Raw genomic sequence first — 26131 nt, 5'->3', positions numbered from 1 at the left:
GCGAGAACCAGCCGCGACTTACTCTGGCTTTTCGGCCGCGACCAGGTAAGTGCCCTCGGCCATGACCTCTGCGACGACTCGATTGTTCTCGGGGTCTGCCGTCGCGCCAGTGACCTCGACCGCTTCCCCGCCGTCCAGCCGGTAGAGTTTGAGGTCGGTCTCCGCGACGCCTTGCTCTAACTTTGAGGGGTCGTACTTGACCTTCAAGCTGAGGGGCTTCGTCGGCGCCTGGCCCTCGATTTTGAAGTCGATCGCATTGAGGACCAGCAGGGCCGGCAGCTGCGGGATCGAGAGGACGTTGGCGAGGAGAAAAGTGACGGCCTGGGTGAAGGTGCCGTTGAGAATGTCGAACCGCAGTCGTCCGTCCAACCCCTGGACGACGCGAGTCGTGGGGCTGACGAACACTCGTTCAAAAAAGGCGCCGACCGAGCCGCCGCACCCGATGGCCAATGCCAAGGCCAAGACCAGCGGAAAACGATGGTCGGGGCAGCGGGATTTGAACCCACGACCTCTTCCCCCCCAGAGAAGCGCGCTACCAAACTGCGCCATGCCCCGATTCCTATCCATGCTACCCAAGATAGACGCCCCGCTCCATCGCTTCGCGTCACTTTAGTCACGGTGGGACATCTGAAGCGCAAACGAGCTAATCTGATCAGGCTTTCGGGGTAGCGAAGCGATTACCATGGGCGGCGGATGAGAAAGAGCACGGTGGCCGAGTACGAGGCCCGCGTTCGAGAAGCGATTCGGTTCGTCCTGGAGCGGCTCGACCAGCCTCCGAGCCCGGCCGAAGTCGCCGACAAAGCCGGGTTCTCGCGTCACCATTTCGGCCGCGTCTTTTCGGGCGCAGTCGGTGAGTCCATCGCCGAGTTCGTCCGTCGGCTCCGATTGGAACGGGCGGCCCACCGGCTGGAGCACACGGACCAGTCCGTGAGCGAGATCGCGCTGGACGCGGGTTACGACAGCCTGGAAGCCTTCAGCCGCGCCTTTCGGAGCGCCTACCTGATGGCTCCGACGGACTATCGGCGCTCGCCCAGCCGCCATGAGCTCCGGGCCCACAGCCAGGTGCACTGGTGGCCGGACGGCCGCCGCTCCGCCGCCGCGCTCACCATCACCCAGGAGACGACAATGGAAGCGACAATCAAGACAATCGAACCGATGCGCTGCATCGCCTTGCGCCACACCGGCCCCTACCACCTGATCGGGTCGAAGTTCGGCGCGCTCTTCGAGTGGGCGGGGCCTGCGGGAGTGCCCGTGGAGACCGTCCTGGGCGTCTTTCATGACGACCCGGGCAGCGTCCCTGCCGGGGAGCTTCGTTCGGACGCCTGCATTGCCGTTCCGCCCGGCTACACCCTGCCGGATGACACTCCGGTCGGCGTGACTATGCTGGAGATCGCTGGCGGCGACTACGCCGTTGCGACGCACATGGGGTCGTATGAGGGCCTGAGCGACGCTTGGGCGCGGTTCGCGGGGCAAGCGGTGCCCGCGACCGGTCGCGAGCCCGCCCCGTCCGCCAGCTTCGAGGTCTACGTGAACGACTGCACCAAGGTCCCTCTTGAGGAGGTGCGCACCGACCTCTACATGCCGCTTGCGCCGGTTGGCGCCGAAGTCTGAGGAGAACGACGAAAGGCCCCCTCTCCCGGGGAGGGGGGCCAGGTTCGTCGGCTGTCCCGCCCGGGTTATTCGCCCATCCAGTGGACTTTGTCGTCGCCGAGCAGGCACTGGATGTAGTTCAACTGGCCGTCGTGGTACCAAAGGTGGCTGACGGCTACTTGGGCGATGCCGAAGAGCGGCGACTCCATCTGCCAAGGCGGAGTGACCATCTTCTGGAGATCTTGGTCGCTGCATGAATTGAGCGCGGCCGTAAAGGCCTGGGCGGCAGTTCCGAGGCGCTCGACCGTTCCGGCCCGCGTGGCGCAAGCCTCCTTGACCTTGTCCATGTGGCCCATGTAGTCACTTTCAACCTGGCCCTTCATGGCGTTCGTCGTCCATTCCATAAGCGAAATGGCGTCTGCCGAAATCTCGCTCGCCGGGCGGGTGCAGCCGCCGAAGGTCGCAGTCCATTTGTCCTCGGGGATGGCGTTGATGTCGGACGTGTACATCCCGGTCAGGCCTTGCAGCCAGCCGGCCAAATAGGCGCGCGCGTCGATTCCTTGCGAATTCGTGCTCATGGGAGCCGGAGTCTATCCCTGCCGCGGACCCCGCCTTTTCCCGAGGGACCAATGGCTCCGCGCCCCGTTGAAGCCTTATGCGGCGCTCTGCCGTTCTAGTTAGTGATGGCTCGACGGGCGGTGGCGCTTCTTCTCCTGCTGTGGGCGGCTCTCGCCTGCGGACAATATGGTGGCGGTTATCCGTTCCTGATCAAGAGCTTCGACGCAGAAATCTCAATCGGCAAGGATTCCCTCTTGCGCGTGAAGGAGACGATCTCGGTCGAGTTCCAGGAGCCTCGGCGCGGAATTTTTCGCAAGATCCCGTTCCTCTATGAGACCAACACTCCGTTCCGGAGGCAGGTCGCCTTGAGCGATATCCAGGTCAAGGACGAAAGCGGACGACCGCTGACGACTTTAGTGACGAGCGACGGCGCCTATCTCAATATCCGGATCGGTGACGAAGACGTCACGTTTCCTCCGGGGACCAACAAGACTTACGTCATCGCTTACACCGTGACCAACGCGTTTAACTGGTTCGACAAAAGGAAGGACTGGGAGCCGCAAGCCGAGCTTTATTGGAACGTCACTGGCAACGACTGGGACACCGAGATCCAGGAGTCAAGCTTTAAGGTGTCTTTCCCTGAGACCGATAAGGCAAGGGCTAAGGTTCTTACCGGTTACACCGGTTCCTCGGCGCAGAACTATCTACCTTCTCCCGGCTCTTCCCCCGCTGACCCCGAGACCTTCACTTCCATCAAGCTTTCGCAGACCGAGTTCTCCGGACAACGCAAACAACCGCTGATTCCTGGAGAGGGATTGACCATCGTCTTTTCTGTGCCGGACACGGTCGTTCCGCACCCAGACCCTCTTACCCTGGCTAGCTGGTGGATCTGGCCGAACTCGGGGTTTCTGATCCCCGTCTTGATTCTGGCCGTGATGCTCCCAATCTGGTACGCCTTTGGGAAAGATCCCAAGCTTGGCCCGGTTGGAGTCGAGTTTGAACCTCCCGACGGCCTTGGCCCGGCCGAATGCGGCGCTTTGATCGACGAGCGAGTGGACAATCGCGATGTCTCTGCCGCTATCGTGTCCCTCGCCGCTAAAGGGTGCCTGACGCTCTCCGCAGAGAAAAGGTTCCTCTTTGGCACAGATCCCGTAATCAACGTCGTTTCGAAAAAACCGACCCAGCGCCTCACCGCGTTCGAGGACCAGCTCTTGGCAGCGCTCGGCCCAGAAGGATCGGTCGTCACCCGCGCGAAACTCGTGTCAGACGTTGGCGTAAAGATTTCCCGCCTAAAGGAGAAGATTTTCGACGACTTCGTGGGACGTGGCTATTACCATCTCCGTCCAGACATGGCAAAGCTCGCCACGTTTATCGGGGGCGGGGTTTTGCTGGTGTTCCTCTTCATTATTAGCCGCAACATCCTGCACGGACAGGTTTCGCTGGCCTCGAGCGTTATCGGGGGGGCCCTCGGGGCCGGTCTCGTCATAAGCTTTGCCTCGATCATGCCGCGGCGAACTCAGCTCGGCGCTCGCGCGCGGCACCGCGTGGCGGGTTTCTACGAAGCCATGAAGGGGCGGCGTTCCTATCTGGAATGGGTGGCTGAGAAGGAGATCGCCCAGGCGCGCTATGAGGAGTTGCTCCCCTACGCGGTGGCCTTCGGGTTGGTCGATAGGTGGTCGGACACGTTTAAGGAAGTCGTCCAAAGCCCGCCGGTGTGGTGGGTGGGGCCCCGCGACACGACCTTCTCGCCGGTCTATTTTGCGAACTCGTTGGACTCGACGACCAGGGCGATCGGCTCTGCGGCCACGACGGTGCCTCGATCGGAGTCGTCCAGTGGAGGATCCGGATTCGGCGGGGGAGGGGGCGGAGGCTTCAGCGGGGGAGGTTTCGGCGGCGGTGGCGGCGGAAGTTGGTAAAAAAAGGGCGGCGTGTATTTCGATCCCAATAACACGCCGCGCCCTCGCTTGCTTTGCCGGCGTCGCGCCCTCCATGTGAGCGCGATCTCTAGTGGCCAGCCCGGTCTACGCCCCTCGGTGCGCCTGGCCGGGCTTCTATGGCCTATGCCTGTCCACGCTTCCGACGCTCTCGGTGCGCTTTCCGTATCGCGCCGCTCGGCATCCGCGTGTCCCTTCCATCTCCCGATCCGCCCTTATGCGATTCCCCCGGGATCAGGTCAGTTCCCTGTCGCTAAATCCCAGGGCCACACCGGTAGGTAACCGGAACGTTCGGGCCCGTTGCGATTCAACAACTGGAACTTTACACGCTCTTAACGTGAAAATACTAGGGGGCCGCGCAATTTTCTCGCGAAAAGTTTTCCACGAGCCTGGGGGAAGTTCAAGAACGCCGCGAACGCCCGCATTTCCGCGTGCCTCGGGCTATGCTAAAGGCCATGCACGAAGACCTGCAATGGACGAGGGCTAGGTCGTGGCTGGAAGGCGCCCGGCTTGACCAAACCAAGGGGAGCTTGTCCGTGCTCGGCGTCCCGCTCAACCACTCGATCTCCCCGGGCAGGTGCGACTTGGCACCAGACGCGGTCCGCCAGGCGCTTGCCCGCTGGGGAACGTACGACGTGGAGCGCGACCTGGACGTGCGGTCGCTACGTGCGGTGGACCTGGGCGACGTGGGTTTGAACGGGTCGAGCCCCGAAGACGCGGCCGCGCCGATCATGGAGGCGATGATGGGCGCGGTGCCGGGGTTCGAGGCGACGGTGTTGCTCGGCGGCGACAACGGCGTCACGCGGGCGGGCGTCCTTGGCATGGCGCAGGCGCTGAACCTGAAGCTGGAGCAGGTGGGGCTGGTCACGATCGACGCGCACTTGGATATGCGCCACCTGGGAGACGGCCTCCACAACGGCAATCCGGTCCGCGCGCTTCTGGACGACGACCTCCCCGGCCAGAACATCGTGCAGGTGGGCATCGCGGCCTTCACAAACTCCGAGTTCTACGCGCGGTTTGGTTCGAGTTCCGGCGTGAAGCGTGTGACCCTGGAACGCGCGCGGTCTGAAGGATTGGGGACGGCGGTCACGCGCGCCATCTCTTCCCTTCCCATGCACTGCGAGGCCGTCTATGTGGACGTGGACATCGACTGCCTCGACTCTGCGTTCGCTCCGGGTTGCCCAGGGGCGAGGCCCGGCGGCTTCGCGTCATGGGAGCTGTTGGACGCGGTGCGGCGGTGCGGGGTCTCGCACCGGGTGCGCGTTGTGGACATCGTCGAGATCGACCCGGAGCGCGATCCGTCCGGGCTGACGGCGCTTGTTGGGTCAGGGGCGTTGATGTACTTCGCGAGCGGATTGGTGACGCGGCTCTCGTGAGCCTTCTCATCCAGAACATCGGTCGTTTGGCGACCCCCCGGTGTCACGGTTCTTGGGAGGTCGAGGTCACGACCGACGCCGCGATCCTCGTGGAAGGCGAGACCATCGCGTGGGTCGGCAAGGCGAAGGACGCGCCTTCCGGTGCCGACGAAACGCACGATGCGCAAGGGGGCGTCGCGACCCCAGGGTTGGTGGACGCCCACACCCACCTCGGCTTTGGCGGGAGCCGCTACCGGGAACTCGAGCTTCGGGCCAAAGGCGCGAGCTACCAGGAAGTGGCCGCCGCGGGCGGCGGGATCCTCAGTACGGTCCGGGCGACGCGCGAGTTGAGCCCGGCCGACTTGGAAAAGGTCGTCTCGGGGCATCGAGACCGCATGGCCCTGGCCGGCACGACCCTCATCGAGGGGAAGAGCGGGTACGGCTTAAGCGTCGCATCCGAGCTCGGCATCCTAGACGCCTATACGGCGACGAACGGGACCGCCGGCCCTCCGATCGTGCCGACTTATCTGGCCGCCCACGCGGTGCCCCCCGAGTACCGGGAGAGGCGTGAGGCCTACTTCGAGGAGGTCGTCTTGGCGGGGCTGCCGGAAGCCGCGGCACGGGCCCAGTACGCGGACATGTTCGTGGAGAAGGGCTATTTCGAAGCGGAAGAGGCCCGACGCCTGGCCGACGCGGCCAAGACCCATGGGCTCGGGATGCGGCTCCACGTCGACCAGTTCGGCGACCATGGTGGGGCCGCGCTGGCAGCCGAACTCGGCGCGAAGACGGCCGACCATCTGGAGCACACCGGGCCGGACGGCATCGCGGCCTTGGCGAAGGCCGGGGTCGTGCCCGTGCTCCTGCCCCTGAGCGTGCTCGGCCTCGGCCTCGCGAAGTATCCCGACGCGCCTGAAATGATGGCGGCCGGGTTACCCGTGGTGCTCGCCAGCGACTTCAACCCCGGGTCTTCGCCGGGCTACGGCCTGCCGCTCGTGATGGCTCTGGCCGCGCGGTATCTCGGGATGACCCCGCACGAGGCGCTCGTCGCGACGACCGTGAACGCGGCAGCGAGCCTGGGCTCCAGTGACCGTGGGGTGCTAGCCCCCGGGAAGCGTGCGGACATTTGCCTATGGCCCCGCGAAGACGAGCGGGAGCTGGCGTATTGGCTCGACCCCTTGCGACCGACGGGGATCCTGTTAGGCGGACGGCAGTTGGCCGCGACCCTCAATCAGTCCCGGACGTAGAGCACGTGGATGCGGGCCATCTCGTCCCGCTCATCGTCGCCGCTCAGGATCTGCACCGGGCGCGTTCCCTCGTTGTTGCCCATGTGGATGTCGTTGTCCATCTGGAACCGCCCTTGGAGCTTGGCCCCTTGCGGGAACGGGACGGGTTCGGGGAAGCAGTAGGAACCTGTCCAGTACGGCTCCCAGCGGAAGCTCCGGAAGAGGTGCTTCTCTCCTACCGTCACGCCCGCGAACGAGCAGAAGAAGCGGGCTTCTGGGATCACGCCGATCACCCGGCAGGGGGGGAGCTCGCCGACCGGCTCGAGCAAGACGGCGCCCGGCGCCGGGATCGCGAAGCGGTCGTCGCCGACCCGCTCCCATTGCGGCTCCTTGTCGGCCGTGCCGTCCGAGAAGTAGAGAGCGACCTTGAAGCCCGCGTCCTCGTGCCGGCCGCGGGGCAGGTAGAGGGGCTGCACCAGCAGATAGTCCGAGTCCAACTTCATCGAGACGCCGTCCGGCATCTTCCAGGGGTGGTAGCCCGGCGCCCATGTGCCGACCAGCTTCTTGGAGAACCGCTCGATGCTTCCGCCCGTCTCCCATCCGCGGGGATCGAGCTGCTGCGGGGTCAGCCCGTCCTTGGCGATGCCGAAATGGCTGTAGCGCATGGCGAGGGGCTGGTTTGCCCGGAGGTCGATGGCGCGGAGCCGCTTGCCCTTCAGCGCGCCCAGGGGCAGCGCGTACCCTTGCCAATAGGGCCGGCCCTCCAGCTTCGTCTCGACGCCGTTGGCGAACTCTAGGATGGCGTCGGGCTCGCCCATGCGCCACTTGGTGGGGTCAGGGACTTCCAGCTTTTCGATCGGCTCGCCTTCTGGCGCCCCTTCGTTCAACCACTGTTGGACGAGGACGCCTTGTTCGTCCGTGATCGGGCCACCCGCCGAGCAGAATTCGCCGAAGTCGCTTCCGCCATAGCAAGGCGGCATCTGCCGGGTGAGCATCATGCGGCGGACGAGGTCGCCCCTCTTCTTCACCTGGCGGTAGGTCTCCAGGGGGAAGGGGGCGGGCCCGCCACGGGTGTGGCAGGGCGTGCACTTGGTCTGGATGAGCGGTGCGATCGAGCGCGAGAAGGTCACTGGCTCGCCCACGACCGGCCTCGAGGGCCAGGTCAAGCCCAGAAGCAGGGTTCCAGCCGCTGAGACCATAATGAGGAGGCGTCCAAACCGCATCGTTCCTAGCTTACATTGACGCACGGTGACGACACGCCGTTCTTGGGCGTCAGAGCAAAGAGATGCTGTCGACGCTGCTGGCCGCCGCGATCCTGGCCCCCCAAGCCACGATCAAACTCCCTTCGACCCCGGTTACCGACTTCCAGGGGGCGTCCCACAACCTCGTGGACGCCGATTTCAAGGCGACTGTCCTCCTCTTCATCGCCATCGATTGCCCCATCTCGAACCGGTTCACGCCTGAGTACACCCGCATCCAAGGGGCCTACGAGCCGAAGGGCGTCCGCTTCTTCCGGGTGCTGCTGGACGACTCGGTGACCAAGGAGGAGATCGATGCCCACGCGAAGGAGTTCAAGTTGAACTTCCCGGGCTTTATGGATCCTAAGCTGGAACTTGTGAAGAAGCTGGCGATCTCGGTCACGCCGGAGGTGGCCATCATCGGCCCGGACGGCACGATGCTTTACCGCGGCCGTTTGAACGAGACCTATTCCGACCACGGGCGGTTTAAGGAAGGCACGGTCCGCCAGGATGTGCGCGAGGCGCTCGACGAGATCCTCGCGGGCAAGCCCGTCTCGGTGCCCCTCACCCAGGCGATCGGTTGCGGCATCCCGGACATCCAGTGACCCCCCACCAAAGGGCGGGGGAATCAGGTACTACCACGCCAGATGCGTCGGCGGACAAAGATAGTCGCGACCCTGGGGCCGGCGGTCGCCTCACCGGAGAAGGTCGAGCTCTTGATCGAGGCTGGGATGAACGTAGCCCGCCTCAACTGTTCGCACGGTGACTGGGAATCGAAGCGAGAGTTCGTCAAGTGGGTCCGCGAGTGCGACCAGGGGTTCTCACCCGTCGCGATCCTGGTCGACCTCCAGGGGCCGAAGTTCCGCATCGGCCAGATCCAGGACGGCCAGATCGAAGTCGTTGCGGGCGACTCCCTCACGATCGGCCCCGACCCGACCGCGACGATCCAGGCCCCGGAATCGGCGGTCTGGGACGCGATGGCCCCGGGCGACCGGGTCCTGCTCGGGGACGGAGACGTGGAGCTCCGCATCGAGACGGATTTAGGCCACCACTTACAGGCGACCGTCGTCACGAGCGGCACGATCAAGTCGCGCCAAGGCGTGACTCTTGTCGGCAAGTCTTTCGACGCCCCCGCTTTGACCGAGAAAGACCTTGAGGACGTGCGCCAGGCCGTCCATTTCGGCGCGGACTACATCGCCTTGAGCTACGTCCGCAGCGCGGACGACTTGCGCCAGCTGCGCAGGGTGGTGGAGCAGTACAGCGACACGATCCAGATCGTGGCGAAGGTCGAGACGCCGGAGGCGCTGGAGACCATCGGGGACGTCGTGGATGCCTCCGACGCGGTGATGGTGGCGCGCGGCGACCTCGGGTTGCAGATGGACATCGAAGACGTGCCCCTGGCCCAAAAGAAGATCATCGCTTGCTGCAACCGGCTCGGCAAGCCCGTCATCACCGCCACCCAGATGCTGGAGAGCATGCTGGACCACGCACGGCCGACCCGGGCGGAGGTGAGCGACATCGCCAACGCGATCATCGACGGGACCGATGCGGTGATGCTGAGCGGGGAGACGGCCTCCGGCCGCTTCCCGATCGAAGCCGTGCGCACCATGGCCCGGGTGGCCGAGCGGACTGAAGAGGAACTGGGGCACGAGCCGCGGGCGTGGATGGGCGCGGGGCGCCCAATCCCCGATTCTTCGACCGAGGCGGTCGCGCTGGCCGCGGTGACGCTGGCCGACGCGTTGCACGTGCGCGCGATCCTCACCGCAAGCACGACGGGCACGACCTCGCGCCTGGTGAGCAAGCACCGCCCTAAGGCCCCGATCCTCTGCGCCGCGTTCGAAGAATCGACCCAGCGGCAAATGGCGCTGGTCTGGGGTGTTCAATCCATCTTGATGCCGCCGACCACGAACACGGACGAAGCGGTCGCGTTCCTGAGCGAAAGCTTTGTCGCGCGCGGAGTCCTGCAACGGGGCGACACCTATGTCGTCACCTCTGCCTACCCGCCCGGCACGCGCGGCCTGACGAACATGGTGCTGGTCCGGCAGGCGTAGCGCGGGTCTTGCGAGGCCTTGGGGCCCGCCGTATGAACCCGCACGGCAAGGTCGGCCGTCAGAATGAAGAGCAATGTCACGGACGACATGGATCATCATCGCCTTGGCCGTCGGAGCCCTCGCAGGCGCAGTCGCCGGCGCGAAGCCCTGGCAGGAAGCCCGCAAACAGCGCGACTTGCAGCGCCAAGCCGCCGAAGAGACGCGCGCGGCAGAAAAGGACCGCACAGACCTCGCGCGGGAAGCCGCAGCCGTGGACGGCCCGCTCGGCCGAGAGCGGCTGGCCCGAGAAAGGGGCTACCGCCACAAGGACGAGACGCCCGTCGAATCCGTCAAATGACTTTTCTCCTCAGCCTCGCCCTCTTCCAGGACGCCTTGACCCTACGCTACGAGATGCGGGAGGAGGCTGTCCACGGTTACCGCGCGGTCTTCGCCTATGAGACCGAGGACGACGAGGCGATCAGTTTCACGGAAGAATGGCGCCTGACCGTGGGCAAGCCGGGGGACGACGGCCTCTTCCCGCTCGAGGTCGCGGCGAGCGTCACCGAGCATGTGTTCGACGGCGAGACCTACCCCGCCTCCGACGAAGCGGTGCCCATGAAGCTGAGTGAAAGGCGGGACGTGCGCGGCCAAGTCCGCGACCGCTCGCCGCGCCCCACCGAGCCTTTCCTCTTAGCCCGCACGTTGCGCCCGCTCGACCTTGTCTATCTCGCCGCCCCGGTGGAGCTTGGCCAAACCTGGGAGCGGACGGAGGGCGTGGGCGACCTGCCGGCCGCAAAATGGCAGTGGACGCTGACTGCGTTCGATAAGGAAAAGGCCACCGTACACATGGTGTTCGCGGAGACCGACGTCCCGAAACCGGTCACGGCGGAAGGGGACTTTGTAATCTCCCGCGCGAAGGGCTGGCCGCTGGAGGCGAAAGTGACGGTCACCGGCGTCACGATGCCGAGCGACGAGCTCCAAGTCCCGGCAAAGCTGACTTTGACCTTGTCGCGGCTCCCCTAGCGGGGCTATGCTTTCCCCCGCATGATCGCGCAGGCCCTGGCGGCGACTCTGGCGGGGATCGAAGCGGTTCCCGTGACGGTCGAAGTCGACCTGCAGGGCGGCGCGACGAAGTTCATCCTTGTCGGCCTGCCGGACAAAGCCGTGCAAGAAAGCCAGGATCGGGTGAGCACCGCGATCCGCAACAGCGACCTGAGCTTCCCCTTCACGAAGATCGTGTGCAACCTCGCCCCAGGGGACGTGCGCAAGGAGGGCCCATCGCTCGACCTGCCAATAGCGATGGCGATTCTGGCGGCCAGCGGCCAAGTCCCGATGGCGGCCCTTCGCTCGACCGTGTTCATCGGCGAGCTCGGCCTGGACGGCTCGCTCCGCCCGGTCGACGGGGCGGTGAGCGTGGCGCTCATGTGTCGCAACCTCAAGGCGGAGCGGCTCGTGGTGCCCGTTGAGAACGCGGCCGAGTCCGCCATCACGCCGGAGCTGGAGGTCTATGGCGTCCGGAACCTCACCGAGGCCGTCGAACTGCTGAACGGCGCCCTCGATGTCAAGCCCTTCCAGCACGAAGAATCGGCCCGGCCGAAGACGGAATACGAGATCGACTTTGCCGACGTGAAGGGCCAGACCCACGCGATCCGCGCGCTCGAGATCGCCGCGGCCGGGGGCCACAACCTCCTGATGAACGGGCCTCCCGGCTCCGGCAAGACGATGCTCGCCCGCCGGTTGCCCACAATCCTGCCGCCGCTAACGCTGCCGGAAGCGATCGAGGTGACGCGCATCCACAGCGCGTGTGGAATCAAGTCCGGTCGCGAGGGGCTGGTCTGGGAGCGGCCCTTCCGCTCGCCCCACCACACGACCAGCTACGCCGCGCTCGTGGGCGGCGGCAAGAACCCGAAGCCGGGCGAGATCAGCATGGCGCACCTGGGGGTCCTCTTCCTGGACGAGATGCCAGAGTACGACCGGGACGTGCTGGAGGCCCTTAGGCAGCCGCTGGAAGACGGAGTGGTGAGCGTCAGCCGGGTCTCCGCCTCGCTCGACTTCCCCGCGGAGTGCATCCTGATCGGGGCGATGAACCCCTGCCCCTGCGGCTATAAGGGGTATCCGGAGGCGAAGTGCATCGGCGGGGCCTCTTGCGAACGCTACGCGAGCAAGATTAGCGGGCCGCTGATCGACCGCATCGACCTGCACCTGACCGTGCCGAGGCTCCGCCCGGAGGAGCTGATCGGGAAGCCGGGAGGCGAGCCGAGCGAGAAACTCCGCGAGCGCGTCGCCGCCGCGCGCGAACGCCAGAACCAGCGCTTCGGCAAGGCGAAGGTCAACGCAAAGATGACGCCGCGAGAGGTGAAGGCGGCGGTCCACCTGGACCCAGACTGCGCCGAGTTTATGAAGCTCGTGGCGGGGCGCCTAAACCTCTCCGCCCGCGTCTACGACCGGGTGCTGAAAGTCGCGCGGACCATCGCCGACCTCGCGTCGAGCGAGGACGTGCGACGCGAACATCTCTCCGAGGCCGTCCAGTATAGAGGGCAAGACGCCTAGGCCAGCAATGGTATTCTTCTGTCTCCCTATGCGCCGCCGTTTCTTGTCCCTGGCCCTCGGATGCCTGGCGGCGGCGGCGATGGCGGGCGGCCAGCAGGACGCCCGCGCAGAGCGGCGCGTGCTGTTGGTCCCGCTGGACGACCGCCCTGCGACGACTCAGTTCGCGCAGATGATCGGCGAGCTCGCGGGAGTCACGGTCGAGACCCCTCCGGCCGAGTTGCTCGGCCGCTTCACCCAGCCCGGGCGCCCGGAGCAGATCATTGAGTGGCTGGGGCCCCGCATGGCTGGGTACGAGGCGGTCATCCTGAACACGGACATGATCGCCTATGGTGGTCTGATCGCTTCGCGCACCGACCGCACAAGCTATAACCTCGCTATCAAGCGCCTGCGCGACTGGTGGAGGATCCGGAAGACCGCCCCGGGCACGCGGGTCTATGCGTTCAGCACGCTGATGCGGCTTGCGCCGACCGCGACGCGCACCGCCTCGAAGTGGCGGCTCGACCTGGCCCGATACGTCGAATTGCGCGAGGCCCATCGCACGAGCGGCGATAAGAACCTTCTTCAAAGCCTGAAGAACCTTAAGGAGCGGATCCCCGCCGGGGAGATCGAGCGCTACGACGTGATCCGCGACCGCGACCACCGCATCCAGCAAGAGCTGGTGCGCATGACGAACTTCGGGGTGTTCGACTATGCCGTGTTCGGCCAGGACGACGCTCGGCCGACCGGCCCTCACGTCCCCGAGACGGCCCGCCTCAAGGCGATGGCGACCAACCTCGGCGTGCGGGACCGGACGACCTTTGCCGAGGGAATCGACCAGATCGGCAACCTGCTCCTTTCACGGGCGCTGGTCCAGGCGGCGCAATGGTCACCGGTCGTCCGCGTGGTCTATGCGGACGAGGCGGGACGTCAGAAGGTCGCGTTCTACGAGTCGGACACGATCGACAACTCACTGATGGAGCAGATCGCCTCCTCGGGGGCGCGGGTGGCCCGGCAGGGCGAGAGCTTCGACTATTCCCTCTACGTGAACACGCCCGACCCGCGCGAGTTCGCGCTGGACGCGTTCCTCGGCTCGCTGAAGAGCGAGGTGGACCAAGGGATGCCTGTGGCTGTCGCGGACGTGAACTTGGGCTCAAGCGGGACCGGCGACGAGCGCGTGTTCCGCGCATTGACCGACGAGGGCCGCTCCTCGCGCGTTCTCGCCTATGCAGGCTGGAACACGGCCGGCAACACGATGGGGACCACGATCCCCGCCGCGAACGTCTATCTACTTGCTCGCAAGCTCGGCGTGGACCCCGTGCGGCGCGAGGTCGCCCTGCGCGCCTTCATCCTCCACCGTTTGGTGAACGACTTCGAGTACCACAAGTACGTCCGTCCCCTCGCGTACAAAATGCTGGATTCGACTCCTGGCGCTAACCGGGAGGAGACCTATGGGAGCGCGTTCGACCAAGTGGATGAAATGGTTCGGGAAGACCTCGGCTCACGGCTCCAGCAACGCTTCAAGGAACAGCTACAGGGCACGAGGTTCTTCGCCGGAAACCGGCAGTACGAGGTCGAGCGGCTGACCGACGTTCAGATCAAGCTCCCCTGGCCGCGGGCTTACGAAGTAAAGCTCGATTTCAAGATCGAAGTGGCGCAGACGAAGGGTACGCCCACCAGTGGCTGACCAAAAGGTGGAGCCATGATCGCCCGTCTCACTGGAACCGTCGTCGAGATTTCAACCGAAGGGTTGGTCGTCGACTGTGCCGGGGTTGGCTATGCCGTTTCGGCCCCCTTGTCGCTCTCAGCGGCGGTCGCGGTCGGGGAACCGCTGACGCTCGTCGTTCGGCAGATCTTCCGCGAGGACGACGTGACCCTCTACGGCTTCGCCAACGCGGACCAACGGCAGCTCTTCGACTTCCTCCGCGATGTAAAGGGGTGCGGGCCAAAAATTAGTCTCGCCGTCTTGAGCACCCTCGGCGAGACGAGCGCGGCCCGCGCGATCGCCGAAGGCGACACCAGGACGCTGACCCAGGTCCCGGGAGTCGGGCCCCGGCTCGCCGAACGGATCGCGTTGGAACTCAAGACTAAGGTCTCCGACCTCAGCCTCTCAAGCCGGGCGGTGCCCGCCACCGCGGTCGTCACCGAGCGAAACGGAACTGGGGACGAGATCGTCGACGCCCTCATGACGCTCGGCTATAAGCGCCAGGAAGCCGAAGCGGCCGCCGCCCAAGCCCGCGAGGAGCACGAAGACGAGACCCAGCAGCTTCGCGCCGCGCTGAGGAGTTTGCGCCGGTGAGCCGAACCCCCGAACTCGATCCCGGCGAACAGCTGGAAGAGCTCGGCGTCGAGCAGTCGCTCCGACCCCGCCGCCTGGCCGAATTCATCGGACAGGAAGCGATCAAGCGCAACCTTGGGGTCTTCCTCCTGGCGGCCCGCCAGCGGCAGGAGCCGGTCGACCATGTGTTGCTCTATGGGCCGCCGGGTCTCGGCAAGACGACCTTGGCCCACATTGTGGCGACCGAGATGGAAGCCACGTTCCACGTCACGAGCGGCCCCGCGATCGAGCGACCCGGCGACCTCGTCGGCATCCTTACCAACTTGGATCCCGGGGCGGTCCTCTTTATCGACGAGATCCACCGTCTGGCGCGGCCGGTCGAGGAGATCCTCTATCCCGCCATGGAGGACCGCAAGGTCGACGTGATGATCGGCAAAGGGCCGGCGGCCCGTTCCATCCGGCTCGACGTTCCGCCCTTCACGGTGGTCGGGGCCACGACTCGGCAAGGGCTGCTGACCGGGCCGCTTCGCGACCGGTTCGGGATCGTCCTCCAGTTCCCCTTCTATGACCAGGCGGCGCTACTGGAGATCGTGACGCGGTCCTGCGGCATCCTCGGCGTTTCGGCTAATCCGGGTGGCGCAGAAGAGATCGCACGGCGTTCGCGAGGCACGCCCCGCATCGCGAACCGCCTCCTTCGCCGCGTGCGCGACTTCGCCCAAGTGGACGGCCAAGACGTGATCACGCGGGGGGTCGCGGACGCAGCGCTCACCGCGCTCGACGTGGACCATCGCGGGCTGGACCGCCTCGACCGGGACTTACTGCGGGCGATCATCGAGAAATACCAGGGAGGACCGGTCGGACTGGAAACCCTTGCCGCGACCACCGGCGAAGACTCAGGGACGATCGAGGACGTGTGCGAGCCCTACCTGATGCAACAGGGCTTCTTGCAGCGGACGCCGCGCGGGCGGTGCGTCACGGCCGCCGCCTACGAGCACCTGGGCATGAAGGCACCGGCAAGGCCCGCGAGCCTCTTCTCCGAACCGGGGAACGCGGAGTGAGCGACCGCCGCGCAGTGGTGCTCGTGCTGGATGGTTGCGGGGCGGGGGCTGCGCCCGACGCGCCGGACTTCGGCGACCCGCTCGACTCCGCGACCGTCCGCCACGTCTGGGAGGCGGTCGGGGGCTTCTCCGCCCCAAACCTGGGACGGTCCGGCTTCTTAGCGGCCTGCGGCATTGGCACGCCAAACGGGCGGTTTGCCCGCCTGCGGCCTCTCGGGATGGGCAAGGACTCCGTCACCGGGCATTGGGAGATGATGGGCGCGGTGGTCGAGAGGCCCTTCCCCACCTACCCCGAGGGCTTCCCCATTTCGCTCATCAAGCAGTTTGAGCGGGAAATCGGGACGCAGACGCTGGGAAACCGCGCGGCGAGCGGCACCCAGATCATTGCGGAACTCGGCGAGCTCCACCAGGAAACGGGCTTCCCGATCGTTTATACAAGTGCTGACAGCGTTTTCCAGATCGCGTGCCACGAGGAGACCGTCCCGGTTGAAGAGCTCTACGGAATGTGCCGCGTGGCGCGAAGACTTTGCTCCGGGCAGAACAACGTCCAGCGCGTGATCGCCCGCCCCTTTTCAGGCTCGCCGGGCGCGTACGTCCGAACCGAGCGCCGCAAGGACTTCTCACTCGAGGCGCCGCCGAACCTGGTCGATCGGATCGGCGACGTTTACGGGGTGGGGGTGGTCGCCGAGCTCTTCGGCGGGCGGGGCTTTAGGGAGACGAGGCGTTCCCAGAGCAACGCGGAGCACTGGCTGGCCCTGGATCAAGCGCTGACCAGCGACGCCCGGTTCGTCTTCGCAAATTTCGAAGACTTCGACATGCTCTACGGGCATCGGAACGACCCAGCCGGGTTCGCGAAGTGTCTGGAATCTTTCGACCACGAACTGGGCCTCAGGCTATCCCGGTTGGGCCCGGAGACGTTGCTGGCCCTCACCGCCGACCACGGGAACGACCCGACGGACACCTCGACCGACCACACACGAGAATACGCGCCGTTAGCGCTGGTCCAAGGAGGCCCTGAGGCGGACTTAGGCGAGTTCGCGGGCTACACCGCGGTGGGAGCGACCGTAGCCAGCCACCTAGGGGTGGACTGGCCGATCGGGAAGTCGTTGCTCGGTTGAACCCGAGGCTAGTCGCGGAAGCCGGGGAGCCGGCGACCCTTATAGTAGCCGTCCGGCGACGCGCAGTGGTTCTTGGAGAAGGCCTCGCCGCCCACGTTCTTGGTCGGCGTGACTTCAGGCAAGTCCGTCGTATAGTGGGTGCGGCGCTTGGCCGTCCGCTGGTGGCTAAACTTTCGTTTCGGATTCGGCATTACTTCTTCTCTCGGTGCAGGGTCACTTTGCGGAGATTGCTGTTGAACTTTTGTAGCTCGAGCTTGTCCGGAGTGTTCTGCTTGTTCTTCGTCGTCGTCACGTAATGCTTACCGTCTTCGGTGCAAACGAGCCGGATGATCTCGCGCTTTTCGCCTTTCTTCTTTGCCATTGGTCAAACGCTCCGGCCCTGGATGGGCTCGACGAACTTTGATTATGGCCCCATTGACGAGCCCGTGCTCAGTTCACCGACAAAAACCAGGACTCTAGGGCCACGGCCATGCCCGGTATTCAGGGCGGGCTATCTCCCAAAATGCGGTGTGGGCCCGGCTGGCGGAATGGTAGACGCAGCGGACTTAAAATCCGTTGGCCGCAAGGCCGTGTGGGTTCGAGTCCCACGCTGGGCACCACTTTCAGGCTAGGCGGCGGGCGCGTCGGCGGATTCCGCGGGCAAGTCGCCGAAGTGGGTCACGCGGTTCCTGCCCCCGTGCTTAGAGGCGTAAAGCGCCTTGTCCGCCTGGTTGTAGATCTCGTCTGCGGTGGCCTTGCCATCGACCGTAGTCGCGACCCCAAAGCTCGCCGTGAACGGCGTGCAGCACAGCTCCGCCCCCTCGATCGCAGCCCGCAACCGGTTTGCCACGTTCACGGCAGCTGGAGCCGGGATATGGGGTAGCACCACGCCGAACTCTTCGCCGCCCATTCGGCCGACGTAGTCGATGTCGCGCACCCTCTCCTTCATCAGGACGCCCATCCCCTTCAGGGCCTGGTCGCCCGTTTGGTGGCCGAAGGTGTCGTTTAGCCGCTTGAAATGGTCGATGTCCAGCAGGATGAAGGAGACCGGTTCGCCGGCGAAGCCCGCTTCGGCGAGCGACCGCTCGAGCCGGTTGACGAGAGCACGCCGGTTGAGGACCCCGGTGAGGCCGTCCGTATGGGCGAGCTTCTCCTCGCGGAGGTACATCTCCTGGTACTGCATGGCCCTGACCACCAGCTCGGACTGGAGATCGGTCAAGTCCGGCCCTTCTAGGGGCGGACGGGCCGCTTTCTCAGCGCCGGACGTGGGCAGGATCCAGACCAGGACCTGCACCGGGTCGCCCGGGATCGTGAGCACGAGGGACTCGTAGCGCACGCTCGAGCCTAGGGGGTCGGCGATGGTCGCCCCGATGGGCTTGCCACACTCTTCCGAGGCCAGGCTCTGCCAGTCCTTGAATCCCAGGGCCAGGCAGATCGCCTGGCGGAAAGCGGGCCACATGGCCGCGCCCATCTCTTCCGCCTGCTGGTTTTGGTAGCAAGGCTCCCCGAGCGAGTCCACGACCCAAAGGCGACTGGGGCTGGCGGCGCAAATCCACGCAAGGATCTCGATCGGGAGCCCCATTGCTGACTGTTGAGCCTTGTGGAAGTTCGACATAGCCAGTCCTATCGAGCAATCCCGATCCAGGTCAAGCACCATCTAATGATTTCGGCTGATTCTGCCCCCGCGTTCAGGATCCGGCGACGGATTTCCGGTCAACCTTATTGTCCAGGCGCGGTAAAGATCCGGAGCTCTTCCTTGGGTACGGGGCGGGCGTACTTGAGGGCGGGAGTTTCGATCGCTTTCAGCACCGGTGTTTGAGCGATCGTTATAGCAAAAATCCCGACAACGCAGACAAGGGTGGCCAGGTTAGTCCCCGCGCTTGGGCGGGCCGAGCGGGCCGGCAGAGCCCCTTCGGGGCTGACGAAGGCGGCCTGGATCATGCCGAGGTAGTAGTAAGCACTGATCGCCGAGTTAACGGCGAGGAGGATGGCCAGGGTCGGCAAGCCTGCCGTGAGGGCGTCCTGGAAGATCAAAAGCTTGCCGAAGAAGCCGACGGTAGGCGGCACCCCGATAAGGCTGGCCGAGAAGACGATGAAGCAGCCGGTCGCGAAGGGGGCGCGGTGCCAGAGCCCGCGAAGGTCGGCGAACCTCGTACCCTCGGACCCATTTTTAGCGGTGAGCGAGACGACGGCGAAGGCGCCCAGGGTCATGAGGCTATAGGCGCCCAGGAAGAAAATGGTCGTCGTAAGCGGGATTCGGTCCGGCATCTTGAGGTGCGCCAGGAGCGCGACCAGGATATAGCCAGCGTTCGCAATGCTCGAATAACCAAGGGTCCGCTTGACGTCCCTCTGGATGAGGGCGATGAGGTTGCCCAGGGTCATCGAGAGGATCGCGATCCAGTACAGCATCGGGAACCAGTACTGCTGGAAGACGCTGGTCGCGTCGAGAACCCGGACCAAGGCTCCGAAGGCCGCCACCTTGACGACCGCGGCCATCAGCGCGGTGACGTTCGTGGGCGCTCCCTGGTAGACGTCCGGGGTCCACTGGTGGAAGGGCACGAGGCCTGCCTTGAACGCGAGCCCGATCAAGAGCATCGAGACGCCGAAGGCGGCCAAGGCATTGTAGGATTCGAGGTCGGCCGCAGCCGCTGCGGTCGCCGCGCTCAGGTCTAGTGTGCCGCTGGGGCCATAGAGGAAGGCGATGCCCATCAGGAGGAACGCGCTCGCGAACGCTCCCAGGAGAAAGTACTTAAGGGCGCTTTCTTCCGAGCGTGCTTCCGCGCGGCTCATCCCTGCAAGGCAGTAGAGCGCGATGCTGAGGACTTCCAGGCCGAGGAAGAGCATCAGCATGTTGGTCGTGGTGACCATGATCATCGCGCCGCTGCAAGCCCAAAGGGCAAGGGGATAGAACTCGCCGAACGCGATCCGTTTTTCCCGCAGGTAGGGCTCGCTGAAAAGGAACGCGACGAAGCACGCGCCGACGATCAAGATCTGCAGGACCAGTCCGAAGTGGTCTCGATAGACCATGTCGCCGAAGCTCTTGCCGGCGGGCATGCCGAACTGCATGCAGGCGGCTGCGATCGCCCCCGTCAGACCGAGCAGGCTCAGACCGACGATCACGTTGTTGTTGTGCTTCGGGCGGAACATCTCGACGATGAGCACAACGATGCCGGTCAGCATCACGAGGCTCACGGGTGCGATCGCCCAAAGATCGACGACTGGGATGGGGCCTTCCGCCATACGCCGTTGCGAATCATGGCAGGTCGGTGCCCTCTCCCGCAGGCACCCGCAAGAAGGACCAGTGAATCAGGGAAGGGCGACGAGCAGTGTGTCAGCCTCGGGGGCGTTCGCTGCCAAAGGACCAGGGCGGATCGCCCGGACTTCGGCGACGGGGACCGGCGCGAGCCATGCGAACGTCGCACCGGGAAGGTCCGCGCAGAAGTCTAGGTAAGGCTCGAGCAAGTCCGCGACCAGGACGACCACTTCGGCCCCGTCCCAGGCGGCGAGCACGCCCCGGTCTTCTTCCAAGAAGTGGCCACCATATTGCATCGGAGTGGTGTGTGCCGGGCTTGCGCCCAGGATCCGGTAGACGATCCCGTCCGCGCCGGCCTCGAGGGCCGACCTGCCTTCCCCCCCAGAAGCCAAGGCGAGTTTGCTGACCGTCTCGTGCGTCTCCTCGGGTTTCTCCAGGACTTCGCGCAATCTCCCGCTCGCGACAAGGCGGGCGGAGGGCGAATTCACAAGGGCGAGGACGCGCCTCCCGCGCCGCTCGATCCCGGCCAGCAAGGCGGAGGGAACCGCGACCGCGTCCGCTTTCGGGTCGTCAAACAAGCTGAGGGTGGGACGCATCACGGAAGTATGGGCCCTATCGACCGGTGTAGAAGATGGCCGTAAGGAAATAGTTGGCGACGTAGATGAGGACCATCGTGATCACCACGGTGTTCGTCGTGGCTCGCCCGACCCCGACCGCACCCTCCTTTGTCCGAAGGCCTTGTTGGCATGCGACCACGGAGACGATCAGCCCGAAGGCCACTGTCTTCACCATCCCCTTGACGAAGTCCGCCGGTTCGACGAATTGCCGGATCGATTGCCAGAACGCCCCGTCCGGAACGCCTGCGACGAAGACAGAGACCGAGTAGCCCCCCAGGACGCCGCCATAGACCCCGACGAGGGCCAGGATCGGCAGCATCGTCACCGAGGCGATGATGCGGGGCAGGACGAGGTAGTTCGTGGGATGGACGTTGAGTGACTTGAGCGCGTCCACCTGTTCGCTCACCGCCATCGTGCCGATCTGCGCCGCCATCGCCGACCCCGCCCGCGCCGCGACCATGATGCCGGTGAGGACGGGCGCGATCTCGCGGGTCACCGCCAAGCCGATGGCCGCTCCGGCCAGGTTCGCGGCGCCATAGCGGACCAGAAGTTCCGCGCTGTAGAGGCTGAGCACCGCCCCAGAGGCGAACGTGGTGAGGACGACGATCGGCACGCTCGCCACCCCGATGAATGCCATCTGGTTCAACGTTTCCTGGACCTCGCGGGGCTTTTTCCAGACGCGCCGGAACGCGTCGCCCAGGAGTAGGGTGCACTCGCCGACGAACGTCAGCACGGCGAGCACCGCCGCGACGGGCGAGTTCCAACTCGGGGGCGCGGGATTGCCGACGGCGCGCGGGCTGGTTGCCATGCTTGGGCGAGAGTGTAGCCGACCCTGCTGGGGCGCTGAGCCCCGCCCACATCGCTTTGGGGCCTATAATCGTCAGCCGTGAGGCAGGGGCAAGAGGAGATCCGCCGCTGGGCGGTACCGCTCGCGATTCTCATCGTGACGGCGATAGCTTTTTGGGCGGTTCCGTACGCATGGCGCGACCGGCCGGTCGAGGTCACGTTTGAGGGAGACCCCCGATGAAAGTGGGCATCATCGGCTTCTTGGGGGCGGGAAAGAGCACGCTATACCGCGCCGCCTCGCAGGGCCAGGCAAAAGGCAGCGTGACGGCCGTTCCGGTTCCTGACCCCCGCTTCGATGCGATCGTCAAGCAGGTCCAGCCGAAGAAGCAGACCCCGGCCACGGTGATCTTCGAGGACGAGATCGACGACTTGGCGGGGACCGGCAAGATGTTCAGCCAGCGCTGCCTGGACCAAGCGCGCAAGGCGGACCTTTTGCTGCACGTCGTCCGCGCGTTCGAGAGCCCGATGGTGCCCTTCCACGCCGAGATCGACCCCTTGCGGGACCAGGAGGCGGTGGAGGTCGAAATGGTCCTCACCGACCTGCAGATCATCGAGAACCGGCTTGAGAGGCTCGCAAAATCCATGAACGTCCGGACTGCGGGCCATCCCGACGCGGCGGAAAAAGCGGTCTTCGACCGCATCAAGGGTCCGCTCGAAGAGGGCACGCCCATCAAGCGCATGGACCTGGAGGAAGAGGACGAGAAGGTCCTTCGCAACTACCAGTTCCTCAGCGCGAAGGAGACGGTCGTGGTGTTCAACGTGGGCGAAGACAACGCGTCGGACCCCCCGGCCGAGATCGCCCAACGGATCGAACAGATGAAAGCGAAGGGCAACCAGGCGTTCGCGGCGTGCGCGACCCTGGAGGAAGAGATCGCTTCGCTCGACCCTGCGGACCAGCCCGAGTTCCTGCAGTCCATGGGTTTGGTGGAACCGGCCAGCCACAGGCTCGTCCGGGCGATCTACGACGCTCTGGGCCTGGTGACCTTCTTCACGGCAGGCGAGAACGACACGCGCGCGTGGCCGCTCCGGCGCGGCTCCAGTGCGCTTAAGGCCGCCGCCACGATCCACAACGACATCGCGAAGGGCTTTATCCGCGCAGAGGTGGTCTCCTATGCCGACTACTCCGAGGCAGGCAGCCTCGACGCGGCCTACAAGTCGAACAAGATGCGGCTCGAAGGAAAGGAATATGTCGTGCAGGACGGCGACCTCCTGCACATCAGGAACAAGAGCTAGACGCCGGGCTCTTGCTGGGCGAGCCACTGGTCGCGCGTCAGGCACAACAAGACTTCGTCCCGATAAGCCCCGCGCTTCCAGAACTTCTTGGGCCACCGGCCGCACTCGACGAATCCGGCCTTTTCGCTCATCCGTCGGCTCGCCTCGTTCCCTTCCAGGTAGGCCGTCATGATCATCCGCAGGCCGAGGACCTCGAAAATGTAGCGGGCGCGGGTGCGAACCTGGTCGCTGCCATAGCCCTGGCCCCAGAGCTCCTTCTTGCCGATCAGGCTTCCCGTAAAGCAGGTCCCGTGACGGTAGTCGATGCGGTGGATGCCACTTGTGCCCAGGTGCTCGCCGGCCAGGGTCTCAATCGCAAGCACGACCTCGTCAGTGCGGCCTTTAGAAGCCTCCTCAAACCATTCGCGCTCGGCGATCCGGGTCATCGGGAAGTCGCCCACAAGCAACCACTGCGTGATCTCGGGATCGTTCATCCAGGCGACACAGTTCTCGAAGTGGCGGTCCATGTCGAGGGGGACGAGCCGCACCCTGTCGCCTTGCCAGCCGACAACCATCTTGGAAGTCTATACGTTCGCCGGCAACCCTATCTGGGCAATAAAAAAGGCCCGTATGGACGGAGAGGACAGATCCATGCGGGCCAGGTCTCGTTTGCGGTTTCGTCGTTCCAAGTGTCCAGGGAGTCAAGCGCTCGGTCTGGCCCAGGAATCTCTTCTACCACCTAGTTTCGGCACCTGCGTGCGATTCTGGAGGTCGTCTGAGCCGCAAGCGGATCCCTTTGGTTTCAAGGAGGCTGGCAAAAAAAGAGGCCGGGCTTGATCGCTCAAGGCCCGGCGCCATTCTCGCTTGTTCTCTTTCTTGCTTTGCCTGGCTTCCGGGACGTATCGGTCGCTCTCGCCTTCGTCCGCGTCCCTTTTCTTGAAGGAGGATCACTCAGACTAACTAAGGAGGGGAGCAGAACGTTCCCAAGTTCAGGACCCTATTGCGGCCCCATGAGTTTTCTGGCAACTTTGGCGGTGTCCTCAAAGCAGTTCTCGGCCCCAAGGAGCCCATTGATCTCGGCGAACGCATGGAGTTGCGCCTCTCGGAGCGACCCGGAAGCCAAGAGCCCGGCCAAATGGCCCTCGATCCCTTCGGGCGAGGCCTCGTCCTGGAGCAGTTCCGGGACCGCCTTCCGGTCGAGGATGATGTTCGGCAGGCTGAAGAAGTCGAACTTAGGCCGTCGAATGCGGTACTCGAACTGCATCAGCCTGGACCCTCGGTAAACGACGACCATCGGCAGGTTGGAAAGGGCCGCCTCCAGGGTGGCGGTGCCGCTGCAGACCACGCCGGCGCGAGCCCCCTTCAGCACCGCATAAGTGTCGCGGCTCAGGGTCACTTCCCCGCCGCCCAGGGCCCTCCATTGAACGAGGAAGCTACTCTCCCGGACATTGGGGGCAAGCGCCACGTTAGCGGGTAAACCGAGGCGGTTGATCGCTGGGATGATCGCCTCCAAATTGTGCTGGATTTCGTGGGTCCGGCTCCCGGGTAAGACCGCGATTCCTTCGCGAAACGGCGGTTCTGGAGTCCGCGCGACCATTTCCTTTAGCGGATGGCCGAAGAAATAGGCGTCTACGCCTTTATCTCTCAGAATCTGTGCACTCCACGGAAAGGGCGTGACCACTGCGTCTGTGATTTGCGGGAGGTCCGCACCTTGGTCGCTCCGTCTCCAGGAGCCGGGCGGAATAAAGTAAAGGACTTTCCAGCCTCGGCTCTTCGCCCTCTTCGCCAAACGGACATTGACGTAGCCAAAATCGATCGGGATAAAGAGGCCGGGGTCGGCGTCAAGGTCGCTCCGAGCCCGCGCATAGCTTCGATAGACCTTGGGCACCACCTTTAGCGATTCCAGAATTCCGACCGCGCCCCAGGTCGAGGAGTCCGCCAGGAGCCTTGCCCCCGCTTCTTGCAGCCTTCGGCCGCCGATCGCGACGACGCTTCCCCGCTCTGGCGAAAGGGCGCGGACGATCTCGGCCCCGTAAGCGTCGCCGCTCGCCTCGCCCGCACTGATGAAAAGGCGCACGTTATTGGGATTGGGCGGGTTTTCGCCAATAAGCAGTGGGCCGGAAACTGCCATCGTAAAGAGTGGCAAATATCGGTGCCTTCTCGGGCCTCCAAACTAACATTCCGTAGCTGGAATACCGAAATCCGCTATCGGGCGTCAATTCCAAGGTCGCGCCGGTCGAAAGGTTGACTAAATTGACCTTGTCCGCGTTCCGATAGGCGAGATAGTGTGGGTCGTAGAAACCCATGACCGTTCCACTGATCTCTGCCGAAGTGTGGTAGGAGTTCGCCTCGTTAACCGAGCCAAATCCGACCAAGAAGGTTTTGTGCCCCGTCGCGACAATGCCAAAAACCTTTGTGCCGTCTGCCGAGGGTAGGGCGCGAGAAACGAAGGCGCTCAACGGGGTCCAGGGCCCGTTGCCGTCCGGCGCGATCTCCGCGCACCCGAGTTTCCCGTCGCGGTTTGTCGGGACGACGAGCCGTCCGAAGCGCGAACCGACGACGTCGTCCACGACGCCCCGCCCCGTGGTGAAGCCCGGCAGCTTGCCGACCAGCGTCGCCGTGGGCGCGGCCGAACCCGACGACTCGACCCTTAGCAACGTCTCCAGCCAAGTCTTCCCGTCCTTGCCGGCCCATCGCGCCACAAGATAGAGGTCGTCGCCCATGAGCTCGTACCCAGAAAGCCCCGTGACTTCCAACCGCCGCTCGCCCGCTTTCACCTTCGCCATGAGCTCGGAATTGGACGAGCGGGAGGAAATCTTTCCGCTCACGGGCACTTCCTTTAGCGTCGTCGATCGAGTGCCCCCGGGCCCGGTCAACTTGAGACCCTGCTTGGAGAAAGAGACCGTGACCTGCCCGTTCTTGAGGGTCACCGAGTCCGTAGACCGGCCGGCCACAAGCGGGTCGGGCTCCACCGCGAGCGGCACCAGCACGCGACCCGCTGAACCGGATACGATGAATTTTCCGTCGCTAAAAGAGACGGTCGCACTGGCCGATTGGCCAATCGCGAGCAGAGCCAGGGAACTTAACATTTGGTCATTAGGACGATGGATTGCCGAGATTGTCCCCGATTCGACGCCGAGAAACGCACCTGCCTAGATTCCAAGGTGAACCCGGGCCGTTGGGACCAGGCGGTCGACGTCGCGAACCTCATGGGCATCCGCAGCATCTGCATGTTTAACGTCCACCGGGAGCGACTGGTCTCCGGCCGGTTCGGCCTGCTAAATCTTACCGCTCGCCCCGACCTTAGGTGATCCGC

28 protein-coding genes and 2 tRNA genes are annotated in these 26131 nt (G+C 64.8%); 17 read left to right on the top strand and 13 right to left on the bottom strand.

Features of this window, described 5'->3' with window-relative positions; translation table 11 throughout:
• Positions 1-18 precede the first annotated feature (18 nt).
• A complete protein-coding gene (locus KF733_05150) occupies positions 19-462 on the bottom strand; it encodes a hypothetical protein (protein ID QYK56868.1) in 444 nt (147 codons plus the stop codon).
• Positions 463-478: 16 nt separating this feature from the next.
• Positions 479-555, bottom strand: a tRNA-Pro gene (locus KF733_05145).
• Between the two features lie 138 nt (positions 556-693).
• Here KF733_05145 and KF733_05140 point away from each other — a divergent pair.
• Entirely contained in the window at positions 694-1611 is a 918-nt protein-coding gene (locus tag KF733_05140; GenBank protein QYK56867.1) for an AraC family transcriptional regulator, read from the top strand.
• A 65-nt stretch (positions 1612-1676) separates the two neighbouring features.
• Here the strand turns inward: KF733_05140 and KF733_05135 are convergent, their stop codons facing one another.
• Positions 1677-2168, bottom strand: a complete 492-nt coding sequence (locus KF733_05135; protein ID QYK56866.1) for a hypothetical protein — start codon at positions 2166-2168, stop codon at positions 1677-1679.
• 105 nt (positions 2169-2273) lie between these two features.
• On the opposite strand from KF733_05135, the gene KF733_05130 reads away from it, so the two are divergent.
• The 3 genes from KF733_05130 to hutI all read left to right on the top strand — a co-directional run bounded on the left by KF733_05130 (position 2274) and on the right by hutI (position 6681).
• Positions 2274-4064 carry a DUF2207 domain-containing protein gene (locus tag KF733_05130; GenBank protein ID QYK56865.1) on the top strand — a complete coding sequence of 597 codons (1791 nt, stop codon included), beginning with the start codon at positions 2274-2276 and terminating at the stop codon, positions 4062-4064.
• A 473-nt stretch (positions 4065-4537) separates the two neighbouring features.
• Positions 4538-5458, top strand: a complete 921-nt coding sequence (locus tag KF733_05125; protein ID QYK56864.1) for an agmatinase family protein — start codon at positions 4538-4540, stop codon at positions 5456-5458.
• Positions 5455-6681, top strand: coding sequence for an imidazolonepropionase (hutI, locus tag KF733_05120; GenBank protein ID QYK56863.1), 1227 nt, complete (start codon positions 5455-5457; stop codon positions 6679-6681). The genes KF733_05125 and hutI overlap by 4 nt, the downstream gene beginning before the upstream one ends.
• Here hutI and KF733_05115 read toward each other — a convergent pair.
• A complete protein-coding gene (locus tag KF733_05115; GenBank protein ID QYK56862.1) occupies positions 6666-7883 on the bottom strand; it encodes a hypothetical protein in 1218 nt (405 codons plus the stop codon). The two genes, hutI and KF733_05115, sit on opposite strands and share 16 nt — an antisense overlap.
• A gap of 62 nt (positions 7884-7945) precedes the next feature.
• On the opposite strand from KF733_05115, the gene KF733_05110 reads away from it, so the two are divergent.
• The 9 genes from KF733_05110 (at position 7946) to KF733_05070 (ending at position 16908) form a co-directional block, all read left to right on the top strand.
• Complete coding sequence (locus KF733_05110) at positions 7946-8503, top strand: redoxin domain-containing protein (protein QYK56861.1); 558 nt, start codon at positions 7946-7948, stop codon at positions 8501-8503.
• 42 nt (positions 8504-8545) lie between these two features.
• The gene (gene pyk / locus KF733_05105; GenBank protein ID QYK56860.1) at positions 8546-9949 is read left to right on the top strand and encodes a pyruvate kinase; all 1404 of its coding nucleotides are present in this window, start codon (positions 8546-8548) and stop codon (positions 9947-9949) included.
• A 73-nt stretch (positions 9950-10022) separates the two neighbouring features.
• Positions 10023-10286, top strand: a complete 264-nt coding sequence (locus KF733_05100) for a hypothetical protein (protein ID QYK56859.1) — start codon at positions 10023-10025, stop codon at positions 10284-10286.
• Entirely contained in the window at positions 10283-10951 is a 669-nt protein-coding gene (locus tag KF733_05095; GenBank protein QYK56858.1) for a hypothetical protein, read from the top strand. Before KF733_05100 ends, KF733_05095 begins: the two co-directional genes overlap by 4 nt.
• A gap of 21 nt (positions 10952-10972) precedes the next feature.
• The gene (locus KF733_05090; GenBank protein QYK56857.1) at positions 10973-12478 is read left to right on the top strand and encodes a YifB family Mg chelatase-like AAA ATPase; all 1506 of its coding nucleotides are present in this window, start codon (positions 10973-10975) and stop codon (positions 12476-12478) included.
• A 28-nt stretch (positions 12479-12506) separates the two neighbouring features.
• The gene (locus KF733_05085) at positions 12507-14141 is read left to right on the top strand and encodes a DUF4127 family protein (protein ID QYK56856.1); all 1635 of its coding nucleotides are present in this window, start codon (positions 12507-12509) and stop codon (positions 14139-14141) included.
• Positions 14142-14156: 15 nt separating this feature from the next.
• Entirely contained in the window at positions 14157-14753 is a 597-nt protein-coding gene (gene ruvA / locus KF733_05080) for a Holliday junction branch migration protein RuvA (GenBank protein ID QYK56855.1), read from the top strand.
• Between the two features lie 32 nt (positions 14754-14785).
• On the top strand, positions 14786-15790 hold the full coding sequence (ruvB, locus tag KF733_05075; GenBank protein QYK57156.1) for a Holliday junction branch migration DNA helicase RuvB: 1005 nt from the start codon (positions 14786-14788) through the stop codon (positions 15788-15790).
• Positions 15787-16908 (top strand): phosphopentomutase, encoded by a 1122-nt coding sequence (locus tag KF733_05070; GenBank protein QYK56854.1) that lies wholly within the window; start codon positions 15787-15789, stop codon positions 16906-16908. Before ruvB ends, KF733_05070 begins: the two co-directional genes overlap by 4 nt.
• Before the next feature lie 8 nt (positions 16909-16916).
• Here the strand turns inward: KF733_05070 and rpmF are convergent, their stop codons facing one another.
• Together rpmF and rpmG are read right to left on the bottom strand one after the other, a co-directional pair.
• Positions 16917-17099 carry a 50S ribosomal protein L32 gene (gene rpmF / locus KF733_05065; protein ID QYK56853.1) on the bottom strand — a complete coding sequence of 61 codons (183 nt, stop codon included), beginning with the start codon at positions 17097-17099 and terminating at the stop codon, positions 16917-16919.
• Complete coding sequence (gene rpmG, locus KF733_05060; GenBank protein ID QYK56852.1) at positions 17099-17269, bottom strand: 50S ribosomal protein L33; 171 nt, start codon at positions 17267-17269, stop codon at positions 17099-17101. The genes rpmF and rpmG overlap by 1 nt, the downstream gene beginning before the upstream one ends.
• A gap of 152 nt (positions 17270-17421) precedes the next feature.
• On the opposite strand from rpmG, the gene KF733_05055 reads away from it, so the two are divergent.
• Positions 17422-17507 (top strand) — tRNA-Leu (locus KF733_05055).
• A gap of 8 nt (positions 17508-17515) precedes the next feature.
• Here KF733_05055 and KF733_05050 read toward each other — a convergent pair.
• The 4 genes from KF733_05050 to KF733_05035 form a co-directional block, all read right to left on the bottom strand.
• Entirely contained in the window at positions 17516-18469 is a 954-nt protein-coding gene (locus tag KF733_05050) for a GGDEF domain-containing protein (GenBank protein QYK56851.1), read from the bottom strand.
• Positions 18470-18606: 137 nt separating this feature from the next.
• Positions 18607-20127, bottom strand: coding sequence for an NADH-quinone oxidoreductase subunit N (locus KF733_05045; GenBank protein QYK56850.1), 1521 nt, complete (start codon positions 20125-20127; stop codon positions 18607-18609).
• 66 nt (positions 20128-20193) lie between these two features.
• A complete protein-coding gene (locus tag KF733_05040) occupies positions 20194-20736 on the bottom strand; it encodes a hypothetical protein (GenBank protein ID QYK56849.1) in 543 nt (180 codons plus the stop codon).
• 16 nt (positions 20737-20752) lie between these two features.
• Complete coding sequence (locus KF733_05035; protein QYK56848.1) at positions 20753-21565, bottom strand: ABC transporter permease; 813 nt, start codon at positions 21563-21565, stop codon at positions 20753-20755.
• Positions 21566-21643: 78 nt separating this feature from the next.
• Between KF733_05035 and KF733_05030 the strand changes: the two genes are divergently transcribed.
• Positions 21644-21784 carry a hypothetical protein gene (locus KF733_05030; protein ID QYK56847.1) on the top strand — a complete coding sequence of 47 codons (141 nt, stop codon included), beginning with the start codon at positions 21644-21646 and terminating at the stop codon, positions 21782-21784.
• Positions 21781-22836 (top strand): YchF family ATPase, encoded by a 1056-nt coding sequence (locus KF733_05025; GenBank protein ID QYK56846.1) that lies wholly within the window; start codon positions 21781-21783, stop codon positions 22834-22836. The genes KF733_05030 and KF733_05025 overlap by 4 nt, the downstream gene beginning before the upstream one ends.
• Here KF733_05025 and KF733_05020 read toward each other — a convergent pair.
• The 3 genes from KF733_05020 to KF733_05010 all read right to left on the bottom strand — a co-directional run bounded on the left by KF733_05020 (position 22833) and on the right by KF733_05010 (position 25904).
• On the bottom strand, positions 22833-23390 hold the full coding sequence (locus KF733_05020) for a GNAT family N-acetyltransferase (protein ID QYK56845.1): 558 nt from the start codon (positions 23388-23390) through the stop codon (positions 22833-22835). The two genes, KF733_05025 and KF733_05020, sit on opposite strands and share 4 nt — an antisense overlap.
• A 422-nt stretch (positions 23391-23812) precedes the next feature.
• The gene (locus tag KF733_05015; protein QYK56844.1) at positions 23813-24892 is read right to left on the bottom strand and encodes a hypothetical protein; all 1080 of its coding nucleotides are present in this window, start codon (positions 24890-24892) and stop codon (positions 23813-23815) included.
• Position 24893: 1 nt separating this feature from the next.
• A complete protein-coding gene (locus KF733_05010) occupies positions 24894-25904 on the bottom strand; it encodes a hypothetical protein (GenBank protein QYK56843.1) in 1011 nt (336 codons plus the stop codon).
• A 75-nt stretch (positions 25905-25979) separates the two neighbouring features.
• Between KF733_05010 and KF733_05005 the strand changes: the two genes are divergently transcribed.
• Entirely contained in the window at positions 25980-26126 is a 147-nt protein-coding gene (locus tag KF733_05005; protein QYK56842.1) for a hypothetical protein, read from the top strand.
• The last annotated feature ends 5 nt before the right edge of the window (positions 26127-26131 follow it).

It is taken from the genome of Fimbriimonadaceae bacterium, assembly GCA_019454125.1.
Lineage (GTDB): Bacteria > Armatimonadota > Fimbriimonadia > Fimbriimonadales > Fimbriimonadaceae > JALHNM01.
Note: the sequence above shows the minus strand (reverse complement) of the source record. Positions and strands in the feature narration are given on the sequence as shown.

Excerpts from the sequence above, each read along its gene's own strand:
- KF733_05140 (QYK56867.1), top strand. The coding sequence starts at position 694 with ATGAGAAAGAGCACGGTGGCCGAGTACGAGGCCCGCGTTCGAGAAGCG.
- KF733_05135 (QYK56866.1), bottom strand. The coding sequence starts at position 2,168 with ATGAGCACGAATTCGCAAGGAATCGACGCGCGCGCCTATTTGGCCGGC.
- KF733_05130 (QYK56865.1), top strand. The coding sequence starts at position 2,274 with ATGGCTCGACGGGCGGTGGCGCTTCTTCTCCTGCTGTGGGCGGCTCTC.
- KF733_05125 (QYK56864.1), top strand. The coding sequence starts at position 4,538 with ATGCACGAAGACCTGCAATGGACGAGGGCTAGGTCGTGGCTGGAAGGC.
- KF733_05115 (QYK56862.1), bottom strand. The coding sequence starts at position 7,883 with ATGCGGTTTGGACGCCTCCTCATTATGGTCTCAGCGGCTGGAACCCTG.
- KF733_05110 (QYK56861.1), top strand. The coding sequence starts at position 7,946 with ATGCTGTCGACGCTGCTGGCCGCCGCGATCCTGGCCCCCCAAGCCACG.
- pyk (QYK56860.1), top strand. The coding sequence starts at position 8,546 with ATGCGTCGGCGGACAAAGATAGTCGCGACCCTGGGGCCGGCGGTCGCC.
- KF733_05100 (QYK56859.1), top strand. The coding sequence starts at position 10,023 with ATGTCACGGACGACATGGATCATCATCGCCTTGGCCGTCGGAGCCCTC.
- KF733_05095 (QYK56858.1), top strand. The coding sequence starts at position 10,283 with ATGACTTTTCTCCTCAGCCTCGCCCTCTTCCAGGACGCCTTGACCCTA.
- KF733_05090 (QYK56857.1), top strand. The coding sequence starts at position 10,973 with ATGATCGCGCAGGCCCTGGCGGCGACTCTGGCGGGGATCGAAGCGGTT.
- KF733_05085 (QYK56856.1), top strand. The coding sequence starts at position 12,507 with ATGCGCCGCCGTTTCTTGTCCCTGGCCCTCGGATGCCTGGCGGCGGCG.
- ruvA (QYK56855.1), top strand. The coding sequence starts at position 14,157 with ATGATCGCCCGTCTCACTGGAACCGTCGTCGAGATTTCAACCGAAGGG.
- rpmF (QYK56853.1), bottom strand. The coding sequence starts at position 17,099 with ATGCCGAATCCGAAACGAAAGTTTAGCCACCAGCGGACGGCCAAGCGC.
- rpmG (QYK56852.1), bottom strand. The coding sequence starts at position 17,269 with ATGGCAAAGAAGAAAGGCGAAAAGCGCGAGATCATCCGGCTCGTTTGC.
- KF733_05050 (QYK56851.1), bottom strand. The coding sequence starts at position 18,469 with ATGGGGCTCCCGATCGAGATCCTTGCGTGGATTTGCGCCGCCAGCCCC.
- KF733_05045 (QYK56850.1), bottom strand. The coding sequence starts at position 20,127 with ATGGCGGAAGGCCCCATCCCAGTCGTCGATCTTTGGGCGATCGCACCC.
- KF733_05040 (QYK56849.1), bottom strand. The coding sequence starts at position 20,736 with ATGCGTCCCACCCTCAGCTTGTTTGACGACCCGAAAGCGGACGCGGTC.
- KF733_05035 (QYK56848.1), bottom strand. The coding sequence starts at position 21,565 with ATGGCAACCAGCCCGCGCGCCGTCGGCAATCCCGCGCCCCCGAGTTGG.
- KF733_05025 (QYK56846.1), top strand. The coding sequence starts at position 21,781 with ATGAAAGTGGGCATCATCGGCTTCTTGGGGGCGGGAAAGAGCACGCTA.
- KF733_05020 (QYK56845.1), bottom strand. The coding sequence starts at position 23,390 with ATGGTTGTCGGCTGGCAAGGCGACAGGGTGCGGCTCGTCCCCCTCGAC.
- KF733_05010 (QYK56843.1), bottom strand. The coding sequence starts at position 25,904 with ATGTTAAGTTCCCTGGCTCTGCTCGCGATTGGCCAATCGGCCAGTGCG.